The 12,599-nt window shown below is 38.6% G+C and carries 13 protein-coding genes; 9 read left to right on the plus strand and 4 right to left on the minus strand.

Going from position 1 to position 12,599, the window contains the following annotated elements; translation table 11 throughout:
• The first annotated feature begins 17 nt into the window (after positions 1-17).
• The 7 genes from nadE to QNI15_RS18155 all read left to right on the plus strand — a co-directional run bounded on the left by nadE (position 18) and on the right by QNI15_RS18155 (position 5,791).
• Entirely contained in the window at positions 18-2,000 is a 1,983-nt protein-coding gene (gene nadE, locus QNI15_RS18125; protein ID WP_314032882.1) for an NAD(+) synthase, read from the plus strand.
• 38 nt (positions 2,001-2,038) lie between these two features.
• The gene (locus QNI15_RS18130; RefSeq protein WP_314032885.1) at positions 2,039-2,647 is read left to right on the plus strand and encodes a nucleoside 2-deoxyribosyltransferase domain-containing protein; all 609 of its coding nucleotides are present in this window, start codon (positions 2,039-2,041) and stop codon (positions 2,645-2,647) included.
• Positions 2,648-2,658: 11 nt separating this feature from the next.
• The gene (locus QNI15_RS18135; protein ID WP_313997339.1) at positions 2,659-3,210 is read left to right on the plus strand and encodes a hypothetical protein; all 552 of its coding nucleotides are present in this window, start codon (positions 2,659-2,661) and stop codon (positions 3,208-3,210) included.
• Positions 3,211-3,230: 20 nt separating this feature from the next.
• Positions 3,231-3,788, plus strand: coding sequence for a hypothetical protein (locus tag QNI15_RS18140; RefSeq protein ID WP_313997341.1), 558 nt, complete (start codon positions 3,231-3,233; stop codon positions 3,786-3,788).
• Positions 3,789-3,889: 101 nt separating this feature from the next.
• Positions 3,890-4,663, plus strand: coding sequence for a ribonuclease H-like domain-containing protein (locus QNI15_RS18145; RefSeq protein ID WP_314032886.1), 774 nt, complete (start codon positions 3,890-3,892; stop codon positions 4,661-4,663).
• 20 nt (positions 4,664-4,683) lie between these two features.
• Complete coding sequence (locus tag QNI15_RS18150; protein WP_313997343.1) at positions 4,684-5,319, plus strand: DUF4291 domain-containing protein; 636 nt, start codon at positions 4,684-4,686, stop codon at positions 5,317-5,319.
• A gap of 10 nt (positions 5,320-5,329) precedes the next feature.
• Positions 5,330-5,791 (plus strand): nucleoside 2-deoxyribosyltransferase domain-containing protein, encoded by a 462-nt coding sequence (locus QNI15_RS18155; protein WP_314032887.1) that lies wholly within the window; start codon positions 5,330-5,332, stop codon positions 5,789-5,791.
• Between the two features lie 35 nt (positions 5,792-5,826).
• Here the strand turns inward: QNI15_RS18155 and QNI15_RS18160 are convergent, their stop codons facing one another.
• Complete coding sequence (locus QNI15_RS18160) at positions 5,827-6,549, minus strand: DUF5020 family protein (protein ID WP_314032888.1); 723 nt, start codon at positions 6,547-6,549, stop codon at positions 5,827-5,829.
• A 131-nt stretch (positions 6,550-6,680) separates the two neighbouring features.
• On the opposite strand from QNI15_RS18160, the gene QNI15_RS18165 reads away from it, so the two are divergent.
• On the plus strand, positions 6,681-7,880 hold the full coding sequence (locus QNI15_RS18165) for a hypothetical protein (protein WP_314032890.1): 1,200 nt from the start codon (positions 6,681-6,683) through the stop codon (positions 7,878-7,880).
• Positions 7,881-7,892: 12 nt separating this feature from the next.
• Here QNI15_RS18165 and QNI15_RS18170 read toward each other — a convergent pair whose 3' ends face one another.
• Entirely contained in the window at positions 7,893-8,609 is a 717-nt protein-coding gene (locus QNI15_RS18170) for a phosphatidate cytidylyltransferase (protein ID WP_314032892.1), read from the minus strand.
• Positions 8,609-9,190: a CDP-alcohol phosphatidyltransferase family protein gene (locus QNI15_RS18175; RefSeq protein ID WP_314032894.1), complete on the minus strand. Its 582-nt coding sequence runs from the start codon at positions 9,188-9,190 to the stop codon at positions 8,609-8,611. The genes QNI15_RS18170 and QNI15_RS18175 overlap by 1 nt, the downstream gene beginning before the upstream one ends.
• 158 nt (positions 9,191-9,348) lie before the next feature.
• Here QNI15_RS18175 and QNI15_RS18180 point away from each other — a divergent pair, with 158 nt between their 5' ends.
• Positions 9,349-10,026 carry a phosphatidate cytidylyltransferase gene (locus tag QNI15_RS18180; protein ID WP_313982824.1) on the plus strand — a complete coding sequence of 226 codons (678 nt, stop codon included), beginning with the start codon at positions 9,349-9,351 and terminating at the stop codon, positions 10,024-10,026.
• Positions 10,027-10,076: 50 nt separating this feature from the next.
• Here QNI15_RS18180 and QNI15_RS18185 read toward each other — a convergent pair whose 3' ends face one another.
• A complete protein-coding gene (locus tag QNI15_RS18185) occupies positions 10,077-12,461 on the minus strand; it encodes an ABC transporter permease (RefSeq protein WP_314032896.1) in 2,385 nt (794 codons plus the stop codon).
• Between the last annotated feature and the right edge of the window lie 138 nt (positions 12,462-12,599).

Raw genomic sequence — 12,599 nt, forward strand, 5'->3', positions numbered from 1 at the left:
TAAACACAGTAACAGATATGAATCCTCTTAAAATTGCAGCGGCAGTGGTAAACCAGACTCCTTTGGACTGGAAACGTAATGTGCAACATCATCTGGATGCGATAGCAGAAGCCAAGAAGCAAAATATAAGTTTGTTGTGTTTTCCGGAATTGAGCATATCCGGATATGGATGTGAAGATATGTTTTATGCACCCGGAGTTACGCAAACAGCAGGTGAAATGCTTCAACTTATTGCAGATGCGAGTGAAGGAATTATGGTCTCAGTTGGATTACCTGTTCGGTATAATCATCGTTTGTATAATACAGCATGTTTTATTGCAGATAAGAAGATTCAGGGATTTGTATGTAAAAAAAATCTTCCTGGCAATAGCATCTATTATGAGCCACGCTGGTTTCATGCCTGGGAAGCTGGAGTTGTTACTTCTATTGAAATCAACGGTCAGGAATACCCAGCCGGAGACCTGATTTTTGAAGTGCAAGGTATCCGGGTTGGTTATGAGATATGTGAAGATGCATGGATTGCCCATCGTCCGGGACGTGAATTGTATTTACGTGGCGTTGATATTATTCTCAATCCTAGTGCCAGCCACTTTGAGTTTGGAAAGTCATTTTTACGGGAGCGGTTTGTTATGGATGCTTCCCGTGCATTTGGGGCCACCTATTTGTATGTGAATCTGTTGGGAAATGAATCCGGGCGTGCCATCTTTGATGGAGATGCCTTTATCACCTCTTCTGCTGTAGGATTGGCTTCCGGAAGTCGGTTTAGCTATAAGGATTTTCTTCTGGTATCTGCAGTTATTGATGTAGACAATACTCGACTCTCACAGGTACAGAATCGTGTCCCACTAATTAAAAATGATTTTGGGATTATTAAAGTGCCTTTTGTATGGTACAAAGCTGCTTATGAGCCTTACAGTTATGACTTAGAGAGTTGGGAGAAAAGCCAGTATACCAAAGAAGAAGAGTTTGCCCGTTGTATTGCACTGGCTCTATTTGACTACCTGCGTAAGAGCCGTTCCAATGGTTGGGTAATTTCGCTGAGTGGCGGTGCCGATTCCTCTGCTATTGCCTCTTTGTGCCGACTGGCAATCAAACTTTGTATAGAAGAAATAGGTTTGGAAGGCTTACAAAAAAAGCTGTATTATCAGAAAGATATTCAAAATTGTAAGACGGAAGCAGATGTAGCAGCTACATTGATTACATGTGTTTACCAGGCAACAGAAAACAGTTCGGATGATACCCGTAACTCGGCAGAAACGCTGGCAAAAGATCTGGACGTTGAATACTTTGAGATTAGCATTGACACATTGGTAAAAGAATACCGTACTTTAATAGAAGGTGGCTTGGGTCGTAAACTTTCCTGGGAGACAGATGATGTTCCTTTACAAAATATCCAGGCACGGGTACGGGCTCCAAGTATTTGGTTACTAGCCAATGTGAAAAATGCGTTGTTACTCTCTACCAGCAACCGTTCTGAGGCTGCTGTTGGCTATGCCACTATGGATGGGGATACTGCAGGTAGCATCAGTCCGATTGCTGGTATCAACAAGCATTTTATTCGTCAATGGCTGCGTTGGCTGGAAACCGATGGATTGGAAGGACGGATTCGTTTTGCTGGACTGAAAGCAGTGAATAGTCTGCAGCCTACTGCTGAATTGCGACCTCAGGATAAAAAGCAGACAGATGAGGAAGATCTGATGCCATATGCCTTACTGGATGCTATTGAAGATGCTGCCATACGTGATAAGAAGATGCCTAAGGATATATTGCCATTGATGAAATACAAGTTTGAGGGTATCTATACAGAAGAGGTAATTATCAAGTCTATTGAACGATTTTTCCGGTTGTGGAGCCGTAACCAATGGAAACGGGAACGATATGCTCCCGGATTCCATGTGGATGATCATAGCTTAGACCCTAAAACATGGTGTCGCTTCCCGATTTTGTCAGGAGGTTTTGAAAAGGAACTGGAGGATATGAGAAAAAGCATAGGAGAATAGAAAAATCAGATAAGCCGCAAAGAAGCTACGTATAGTATATGGAAAGAGAGAAAATAAGAGTCTTGTATGCCCGGCAACACCAAACCGTTTTTCCTAAGCTGGGAGTTTTTCTGGGAGGGCCTACTCCTCCTGGCGGTGAGGCGATGACAACAGGGTGGAGGAGAACTGTTATTTATGCATTGGAAAAAGATGAGAGACTCGATCCAAGTATGGTTGTAGTTGCCCCTGAACCGGAAAGTGGTATCTGGTCTGATATTGATGTAGCAGGAAATTCAAAATTAACAGAGGTATTGAATAAGCAGGTTCCCTGGGAATGGCAATACCTGAATTTGTGTGATATTACTGCATTCTGGTTGCCAACTTACTGGCTGCCAGAAGTAGCTGAAAACTTTCCTGCTAACATTGGACCCACTACTCGGTTTGAACTCGGGTATTATTTACAGGAATATCTGAAAAGTCCGCAGCGGAGAAAGTTTATTATTGGGTCTCCGGAAGATGCAGAAGGAATAAAGTGGGCCAAGCGCATAACGGATATACATGGGATTAAATGGCATTTTTTGCCTAAAGGTGAGAAGCACAAATTAGTTGCTGATTCTTTTATTGAAGAAATTGCCACAACGTTGGTTCAGAACAAATGGGAATATTAAGAAAATATGTCATGAAAAAAAGTCTTTTGTTTTTAGCATTTGTATCCTTTTCTATACTCTGTAATGCACAAACAGATGAAGAGATCAAACCTTTTATAGTAAAAGGATATGAAGTGCTGCATCAGGAAAATGGTGACTTGAATAAAGATGGTAAATCAGATTGCTTGCTTATTTTAAAAGCAAAAGGGGAGGATAAAAAAACAGAAGAAGTTCCTCGTCCATTGCTAATCCTGATCCGGCAGCCAGATGGAAAACTAAAGCAGGTTGCCCGAAACGACAAGGTTGTCTTATGTTATCAGTGTGGTGGTGTTTTTGGTGATCCGTTTTCTGATATTACTATCAAAAATGGTTATTTTTCGATTGAACATTATGGAGGTAGCAGTTGGCGCTGGACCCGGATTATAACATTTAAGTACACTCCAACTGATAAAAAGTGGTACCTGCACAAAGATGGTTCAGATTCATTTCATACTTCTGAGCCTGACAAAGTAGAAACAAAAGTTAAAACAACAAAGGATTTTGGGAAAGTGCTGTTTGAAAACTATGATGTCAATAAAGAATAACCCGATTTGCTACTAAAACAATGAGTTTCTGGAACAAGGATGAAAATAGCCCTCATTTTGAAGTATTCCCACTAAGCGCCAGTGATCAGGATTCATTACGTACTGAGATTCATAATATGTATCAGGCGCGGTGGGGGATGTGGATATTGCTGGTAGGTGTAGTGGTCGGTGCATTTTTTCTACTACGGATGTTCTTGCCTATTACCTGGGCTGGAGCCTGGAAGATTAGTCTGGGTATATATGTAGGATTAGGCGTTTTGTCATGGATCTGGCTAAGCTGGGATATACGGCGGCTCAAAGAAGATCTGAGATCTGGCCTTAAAAATAAGCTGCAAACTGTTGCCTGTCTGGATGATGATGTTTCAACTGACACCCAAATGAAAAAGAAGAGTACAAAATATGTTACGCTAAAATATCCCTATACTGCTACACAACGTAAAAGCTTCTATCTAAGAACCAGGAATGAAGAATTAGACCTGAAAGAAAAGCTGGAATTGGAGTATCTTGAAAAGTCGGGGTTTATTCTGAGTCTTCGTAATATATCTTTTATTAATCGATCTGAGGATACTATTGAGTAAACAGAATAAGTTTCTTAGGGTATTGGTCGACGGAAAAATGAAATGGGCAAGAAAATCCAACCGAAAAGATACTATTTTTGCTGAGAAACCACATAGTATAGATGGCAGACGACTTACGACAATTTACCAATATTGTATTCCTGGATATTGAAACTGTTTCAGGAGTAGAGCATTATGAGCAGCTGGATGAACGAATGCAATACCTGTGGTCAAAGAAAGCCAATCAATATCGAAAGGCAGGCACTGAAACAGATACGGAACTTTTCAGACAACGTGGTGGAATTCTGGCTGAATTTGGAAAGATAGTTTCAATTGCTTTAGGCTATCTGATTGAAAAGAAAGGGAAAACAGTTTTATCCATTACCAGTCTGGTATCTGACGATGAACGTGCTATGCTGGAGAAGTTCAATGACTATCTGAAACGTTTTGATTTGCATATCAATCGTCAGAATGGTGAGTACTCTTCTCGTCGGCCCATACAACTTTGTGCCCATAACGGAAAAGAATTTGACTTTCCCTATCTGGCCAGACGCATTCTTATTAACCGACTTCCTCTGCCTGGACCTTTGCAGATGCAGGGTAAAAAGCCTTGGGAGATCCAGCATATTGATACGATGGACCTTTGGAAGTTTGGTGATTTCAAGAACTTTACATCCTTGGACTTATTGGCCGCTATTTTTGATATACCTTCCAGTAAAGAAGAGATGGATGGAAGTCTGGTGCATGAAGTATACTACGAAGAGCATGACCTGGATAAGATAGCTCGTTATTGTGCATTAGATGTAGTCAATGCTGCTCAGGTATTATTAGCCATGAGTGGGTATGCCATATTGCCTCCTGAATGCATCGAACCTACACGAATTGAGATTATATAGAGGTGGTGTTATAAATAGAGATGAGGTTACTTACAGAAAAGTATACAGAACAACAGGAAAGACTTCCGGATACTGGAAAGCACATTGCTGGACAATTTGATGAGGAGAAAATAATTGTTTATCAGGCATATAAACCTTCTATTGCAAACTTTGCTGTTACCAATAAATTTCTTGGTGGGAAAGATTATAGCTATACCCGAATGACATGGATAAAGCCTGGTTTTATCTGGATGATGTTTCGGTCAGGATGGGCAACCAAGGAAAATCAGGAGAGAATCCTTGCAATATCTATAGGAAGATCTCATTTTGAAACTATTCTGAAACAGGCTGTGCACACCAGTTTTAAGCCAGTTATCTATCCCTCTGGTGAAGAGTGGAACACTGCAATGAAACAATCTGATGTAAGAATACAGTGGGACCCTGACCATTATCCAAATGGGAAGACGTTGAATCGAAGAGCTATTCAATTGGGACTAAAAGGACAAATGGCAGAACAGTTTGCCAAAAAGTGGATTCTGGATATTGAGGATATTACAGACTTTGTCATAGAACAGAGGAAAAATATGGATGCAAATGGAATCGGTGAGTTGATAGTACCCAAAGAAGATATTTATACCTTGAGTGATAGTGCGCTTATAAAACAATTAGATCTATAAATCCTATCATATGCCTGTTATATATCCTCCTGATTCTATATATATTCCAGCTAATCATACCTCTATATTTCTGGCAGGAAGCATCGAAATGGGAAAAGCAGAGGATTGGCAACAGAAGGTCATTACGGCCATAGATAGGACGAATGTAACTATTTTGAATCCACGAAGAGCTGCCTGGAATGCAGATTGGGAGCAAACAATCTCTAACCCGGATTTTAAAGGCCAGGTAAGCTGGGAATTGGAAGGATTGGAACGAGCAGACCTGATACTTGTCTATTTTGAACCTACTACCAAAGCACCTGTTTCTATGCTGGAGTTTGGATTGTATGCCCGTTCCGGAAAATTGCGGGTTTGCTGTCCGGATGGATTCTGGCGAAAAGGGAATATCGACATTGTGTGTGACCGATATTCCATTACTCAGGTTCCAGATCTGAGAAGTCTGATACAATCTGCGAAAAGCTATCTGCAGTAGTAGCTTTCATATATTGAGGATATCAGATCTTTAATCTAAAATTGATACTTAGTGCCTATTGTCGGATATGCCTGCACTTTATTGTCTTGACTAATGAGATGATAATACAGACTAATTCTTGATCCAATAAAAAAGCCTTTCTTTATTCGAAACCATATCTGTGGATCTCCATAAAAAGCAAGCTTCTTTCCTTTTTGACCTTTGGTGTAATCTATGCCTTGATCTTTGTTTTCTGTCCAGGCAACTATACTTCCTTCAACGAAGATTTTATAATTCGCAAAAAACTTTCCCAGATAGAATGTGAGTTGAGGATCATGGCTGGGCTTGTGAAAGGCATTATATCGATACAGTAGATTTGCACTTAGCCAAGCTCCTTTCCATTGGAATGGATAGGAAATTCCTGCTCCAAATGAATTCGTCAGATAGTAGCCAAAAGAAGGTGGTGCAATACCAAGTCCTCCTGTATAATTCAGCGAGAAATAGACTTTTGGTTTCCAGAATTTCAAAGTTTGAGAAATTTGAATAAATGTTTGGCCTGTATTATTTTTATCTCCACTCAAAAATGACTGGACTTTCAACAGGAATGAACCTGTAGCATTGGTATCTACATCTTTAAAATACTGAAAGCTAATCATTGGAAAATTGGCAGTATTATGTTTGGGATCTACAGAATGTCTGAAATCATAATGCAGTTGTAGATCCTGACTAAATAGTAAACCGGCTTTAAACAATAGAAGAAGAATGAATGTCTTTTTCATACCTTTAATAAAATAAATTGAGGGTGAAGGTTGATTTTTGATCATTCAAAAGTCTCTCAAAACGAAAACAATAATCAGAAATCAGGCGTAAACGTGAATTACGAATAGTTAATCCCAGTCTTATCACCCTTATGAGTCCTTCAGAGGAAAAAGCTTTCTGTAAATTATTCGGAGAGGCATATAGTAAATGTTTTGATAAGGAATTGACAGTTCCACTTTCTGAAGCAGACAGCAAATATTTCTCTTCCGAGATTGAGGAGCAGACAGGATTGATAATTGGTTGGAAAACGCTGAAAAATTATTCCTTCTTTATTTTGAAGGATTCTACTGCGAAACAAGAGAACCCTTCGGTCGCTACATTGGATACATTAGCACGTTATGTAGCCGATGCAGTCAAAACCGACGAGATCAGCCGAAAGCGTAATGAACCTCACTTTCCATATTGGTATACTTATCGGGATGGAATTGAGAAAGACATTCCTGTTAAAGATAATCAGGGAATAAGAACATCATCTCCTTTGATTGTTCACAGAAATAGCAAAGTGAAATACCTTTGGATAGGTATGATTGTAATTGGTATTTTTCTCGCGGGTTATTATATAGTTTACCACTATTCACAATCGGAGCATTTTACAGATAATTTTAGCAACACAAGTACAGATTCACTCTTTCATAAAGGCTGGATGCTGAAAGACCTGGACACAAGTTTCTGGAACAAACGAAATGCAAAAAGTGGCTACCTTACCCTGTTTACTCTAGAAGGTGATACTTACCCGGATTCTGCAAGGCGAGTGGGCATGAAAAACTTTTTAGTAAAGAAATTGGATACAGACTGTTTCTCAACCGAAATACATCTGGGCAACTTTATTCCAGGACAAAACTGGCAACAGGCTGGAATTATTCTTATGGAAGATACTACTTTACTAAGCAGAAGTACTCGGCTAACCATTGGATACAATGGTTTCTTTGGTGGATATTCCAGACCAGGTGAGATATTAATTCAGGCGATCAGTTCCATACATGGAGGATTTAGTAAACCGGAGGAGATTGCTCATCTATCTCTTTTCAGCGTTGAGCCTGCTCAGTCTACAATAATTAAAAATAATCTACAGCGGTCTGCACTTCGCATCGAAAAGAATGGGCACCATTTTCGATTTTTATATGCGACAGGAGCTTCTGATATTTTTGCGTTTAAAGAAGTGGTGAGCCGTGATCTGATGATCAATCCCCAATATGTTGGTATTTGTGCATTAAAAGGTTTTGTAAAAGATTCACAAGCTATGCCTGTTTATGTAGACTTGTTTAGTATTGAACCTATCCTTTGTGAGTAATAATGTACAGGCCTATACTATTCTATCCGTTTGATTGAGCAGGAGATAATAAGCTGCTCCTGTCATCATCAAACTGTCAAACCGATCCAAAAATCCACCATGGCCAGGAAGAATGTTGCTGTAATCTTTGATATGATTGAGCCGTTTGAAATAAGAAGCTAGCAAGTCACCTGAGAGAGAGAACAGACTAGTCAAAATCCCATATAGGATAGCTTTCTGTACAGATACCTGTACCCAGTCTCTTGTTAAAAAGGCTACAAGGATGGTAAACAAAATACCACCTGCTAGTCCTTCAATGGTCTTATTGGGACTAATGTGGGAAACTAATTTGTGTTTGCCCAGTAATTGTCCTACTATCTGACTAAATCCGTCAAATATGGCAATCTGAAAATATATGTACAACAAAAATGCTATTGGGATAGTATACGAGTATACTATAAAAAGTATACTAATCGCAGTATAAGAAAGCAAAGAAGTTACTTTTATATACAGACTGGCTTTACAATTCCTTATTACTTCAAAAAGACCAACCCACACAATAAGAATCGCAAGTAAATAAAAGAAATGATAGATAGTAGATACTATGATACTTGTTACAATAACGATGTAGGTGATATATTTGAGCCACCTTTGTTTTTGAGTATGTATATCTGCTTTTCTACTGGATATATACATTCCTAGTCCACCCAAGGCCACGAATGATAGAGTATAAATAATTATAGGATGCACTATGTATTTTTGGAATGATTTTTAAGTACCCAATATAGACCTTTTACATTTGTCTTAGGTTCTCGCAATAGCGCAATGATGATGATTTCTTCGATACAGGCTATTGTTCCCCAAATCAATGCAAAGTAAAAGACAATAGGTTGGAAGCCAAATAGAAATAAATAGACAATAAACCCTCCCTGAAAGTATCCTGTAAGTTTGAACATATAGGTGTGAAGCCCTATGAGTCCCCTGAATTTATAGAAGACATATAGATAAGAAACCAGCCAGAACACAAAAAACAGAACGAGAATCATACTGTGTGGCTTAATGTCAGACCATTTAAATATATAAATAGCCAGGAATGCGAGAATGTAAGTCCCCAAGTCTGCCCACGAGTCAAGCTTTGCTCCGATTTCTGTTTGTAATTTAAATGTTCTGGCTATCCACCCATCTAAAATATCTGTGACTAAGCTAATAGTGATAAAAATGGAGAATAAGAATTCTTGTTGGGTTAGAATGAGATAGAATATAAAAGGAAATATGACGATCCTGTATAGTGATAAGATATTGGGTATGGTCCAGAAGGAATTAGATTTCATATGCAAAATGATGTTGTGAGTAGAAGGTTTCTCATTAAAATGATAAGTATTATATGAAATAAATACTTAAAGTGTATTGGGGAAAGTATTAGTCATATCTTTGTTGTGTTTGAAAGGCAACTTGCCTCTCCAATTTCAAAGATGAATCTTTATAATATATGATGCAAGTATCAGAAATGCAGTTATCCATTTTGTTTGTTGTCGCATTTCTTTTGTTGATTCTTATTACTGAATGGCTGCATAAAAAACTGCATGTTGATTCTGAGATTTGCCGCAAGTTTTTACATGTCTCTGGTGGTTTTCTGACATTGTTGTTTCCACTATTTTTCAAAAGCTACCTATGGGTCTTGTTGTTATGTACTCTTGCATTTACAATTCTTCTTGCAACACGTATTCTGGGGAAATTGTCTTCTGTGCATCAGGTAAGGCGGAAGTCAATAGGTAGTGTGATATTTCCAATTCCGATATGTATATGTTTTTGGGTATCTGAGAACCTTAATAATACACTCTTGTTTCATTTGCCTGTTTTGGTATTGTCAATATCAGATACATTTGCAGAAATAGGGGGTAAAAAGTGGGGACATACTTCCATGCGTTTTTCAGGTGGAAAAACATTAATAGGCTCTATATTCTTTGCTGCAAGTTGTCTGGTTATTTCGCTGTTTGTTTTTTCTATTGGTTCTTCTTTAAATATTGCTCAGCAATTATTCTTTTCACTGATTATTACTTTGTGTGCTACACTAACTGAGTCTGTGAGTTTTAAAGGATTGGATAATCTGACTGTACCTATTGTTGTGTTGCTTGTATTAACCTCATTGGAGAAGAGTATTTTGTAAAGAAAGAGTATGGTAAACTCTTCTTTGAGTTTACCATGCATAGATGTAACCTATTCTGTACGTAAAGATTTGGTGGGATTGGCAATAGCAGCTTTTATCGCCTGATAGCTTACAGTGGCTAATGTAATGATAAGAGCTCCCAGCCCTGCAACAGCAAAAATCCACCACGATATTTCGATTCGATAGGTATAACTCTGTAACCAACCTTGAAGAAAATACCAGGAAATAGGAGTTGCAATAACAAAAGAAGTCAGAACTAGTACTATAAATTCTTTAGATAACAACTGCCACAAATTCAATATAGAAGCTCCCAATACTTTGCGAATGCCTATTTCTTTGCGGCGTTGCTCGGCTGTAAATGAAGCCAGTCCAAAGATACCCAGACACGAAATAAAGATAGCCAGTGTAGCAAAAAATGTCGCTAGTTTGCCAAGTCTCTCCTCATCATTAAACTTTGTGGCATATTCTGCATCTGCGAACTTGTATTCAAAGGGTACTTGTGGAATATGCTTTGTAAATACTGTTTGAATTTGTTTGAGTGATTGACTGGCTGAATATGCAGGATTAAGTTTTAGAATAAACCAGTTCGCATCAAGCTTGTTCATTAGATAAATTGTCGGTTTTACGGGACGATAAGGAGACTGCATTAACATATCTTTGATAACGCCAACGACATGTAGTTTTACCTCTCCACTCCAGTCAACTTCCATTCCTACAGGATCTTTGACACCCATAAATTTTACCGCAGCCTCATTAATAACAATCCCTGTAGAATCGGTTAAGAACTCTTTTGAAAAATCTCTGCCTTGTGTAAAATTCCAACCAACCGTTTGGCCAAATTCTGGTGAGACCCAAATGGTCGCAAAGTCTGTTTGGAGATCAGGATGCTTCCCTTTCCAGCTAAAACCTCCATTATTAGACCATACACTGGTAAGTGGGCTGGACGATTCTGCCATTTCCAGAATAGCTCCTGATTTTTTAAGATCTCGTTGAAGTACACTAAACTTCCCTTGAAAATCAGGTGTACTCATCGTCACCATCACTAACCCATCCCGGTTGTATCCAATAGGACGGTCTTTGGAGTACTGTATCTGGCGATACACTATGATAGTTCCAATAATGAGGCTAACAGATACTGTGAATTGGACAACTACCAATATTTTACGAGGCAATGATGCTTTTCCGCCAGCCCGAAACGTCCCTTTTAATACACTTACAGGGTCAAAAGAGGAAAGATACAATGCTGGATAGCTGCCTGCTATCAATCCTGTTAATACACTAAAGCCAATACCAAATAGCCAGAACAACGGATTTGTCCATAAAATGGAAATCTTTTTGTCACTAATCTCATTGAACAGAGGCAGAGAAAGTTGAACAAGTACCAATGCCAGGAAAAATGAGAACCCTGTTATGAGTAGTGATTCGCCTAAAAACTGTCCAATGAGTTGTCTGCGCTCAGATCCAATAGATTTACGGATACCTACTTCTTTCGCTCTCTTTTCACTGCGGGCAGTAGAAAGATTCATGAAATTGATACAGGCCAGCAGCAATACAAATACGCCAATGACACCAAACATCCAAACAATTTGTATGCGGCCGCCTGCATTTCGACCATCTTTCCAATCTGAACGTAAGTGCCAGTCTTTCATTGGGTACAGAAAAATTTCAGGCTTAAATGGAACTTCATCCGGAGCTGCCTGAGCTTTTACTTTCTTTATTTTTTCAGATACTGCTTGAATATCTGCTGATGGTGACAGCTGTACAAAAAGTTGAAATGAGTTATTTCCCCATCGATCTGCTGCTCTTTGTACCCATTCCTGAGAACGAACAAAAAGATTCCAGGGTGCAATAAATTCAAGGTCTCTAAAGGTTGTATTATAAGGTAAGTCCTTGTAAACACCTGCTACTTTTACAAAATCTTTATTGTCTATTTTAATAGTTTTTCCAAGTGGATCAATGTCACCAAATAATGCTTTTGCTGTTGATTGTGATAGTAATATTGAGGAAGGGTCCTGAAGTCCATTGCGTTTGCCTTGTATCATTTGCAGAGATAACATCTCCGTGATGGATGGCTGCATATAATTCCCACTTTTGGATATTTTCTGATCTTTATAAGCAAGAATATGCCCTCCTGTCCAGGTTGCCATGGATAGATGCGTAAAGTAATTATTGTAAGAGTTTCTCAGAGCCATCTCCAAAGGTCTGGGTATAGCATTTTGTGTCCCTTTATTTCCATTTAGAGTTTGATGCTGCATTATCTGGGCAATACGATCATAATTGGAATGATATTGGTCAAAAGTAAATTCATCATACATCCAAAGTCCGATGAGTATAGCTACAGACATTCCAACTGCTAACCCAATAATATTGATGAAAGAGAAAATCTGGTTTCTCTTTATATTTCGGAGAACAATTATGAGATAGTTATGAAGCATGAATTACAGGATTTAAGATGTAGGGAATAAATACGTAAATCCAATTGGATGCCAAAACGTATAATTAGGCTGAAATGATGATTTTTCTCTATAAACAACTACTGACAATGTTCATTATCGGTCATGATGTGTTCACTG

The organism is Xanthocytophaga flava (assembly GCF_030068545.1).
GTDB classification, from domain to species: Bacteria; Bacteroidota; Bacteroidia; order Cytophagales; family 172606-1; genus Xanthocytophaga; species Xanthocytophaga flava.

What these genes read in the sequence shown, in the direction of transcription:
- QNI15_RS18130 (WP_314032885.1), top strand. Translation starts at nt 2,039, where the DNA reads ATGGAAAGAGAGAAAATAAGAGTCTTGTATGCCCGGCAACACCAAACC.
- QNI15_RS18165 (WP_314032890.1), top strand. Translation starts at nt 6,681, where the DNA reads ATGAGTCCTTCAGAGGAAAAAGCTTTCTGTAAATTATTCGGAGAGGCA.
- QNI15_RS18155 (WP_314032887.1), top strand. Translation starts at nt 5,330, where the DNA reads ATGCCTGTTATATATCCTCCTGATTCTATATATATTCCAGCTAATCAT.
- QNI15_RS18180 (WP_313982824.1), top strand. Translation starts at nt 9,349, where the DNA reads ATGATGCAAGTATCAGAAATGCAGTTATCCATTTTGTTTGTTGTCGCA.
- QNI15_RS18175 (WP_314032894.1), bottom strand. Translation starts at nt 9,190, where the DNA reads ATGAAATCTAATTCCTTCTGGACCATACCCAATATCTTATCACTATAC.
- QNI15_RS18135 (WP_313997339.1), top strand. Translation starts at nt 2,659, where the DNA reads ATGAAAAAAAGTCTTTTGTTTTTAGCATTTGTATCCTTTTCTATACTC.
- QNI15_RS18185 (WP_314032896.1), bottom strand. Translation starts at nt 12,461, where the DNA reads ATGCTTCATAACTATCTCATAATTGTTCTCCGAAATATAAAGAGAAAC.
- nadE (WP_314032882.1), top strand. Translation starts at nt 18, where the DNA reads ATGAATCCTCTTAAAATTGCAGCGGCAGTGGTAAACCAGACTCCTTTG.
- QNI15_RS18150 (WP_313997343.1), top strand. Translation starts at nt 4,684, where the DNA reads ATGAGGTTACTTACAGAAAAGTATACAGAACAACAGGAAAGACTTCCG.
- QNI15_RS18140 (WP_313997341.1), top strand. Translation starts at nt 3,231, where the DNA reads ATGAGTTTCTGGAACAAGGATGAAAATAGCCCTCATTTTGAAGTATTC.
- QNI15_RS18160 (WP_314032888.1), bottom strand. Translation starts at nt 6,549, where the DNA reads ATGAAAAAGACATTCATTCTTCTTCTATTGTTTAAAGCCGGTTTACTA.
- QNI15_RS18145 (WP_314032886.1), top strand. Translation starts at nt 3,890, where the DNA reads ATGGCAGACGACTTACGACAATTTACCAATATTGTATTCCTGGATATT.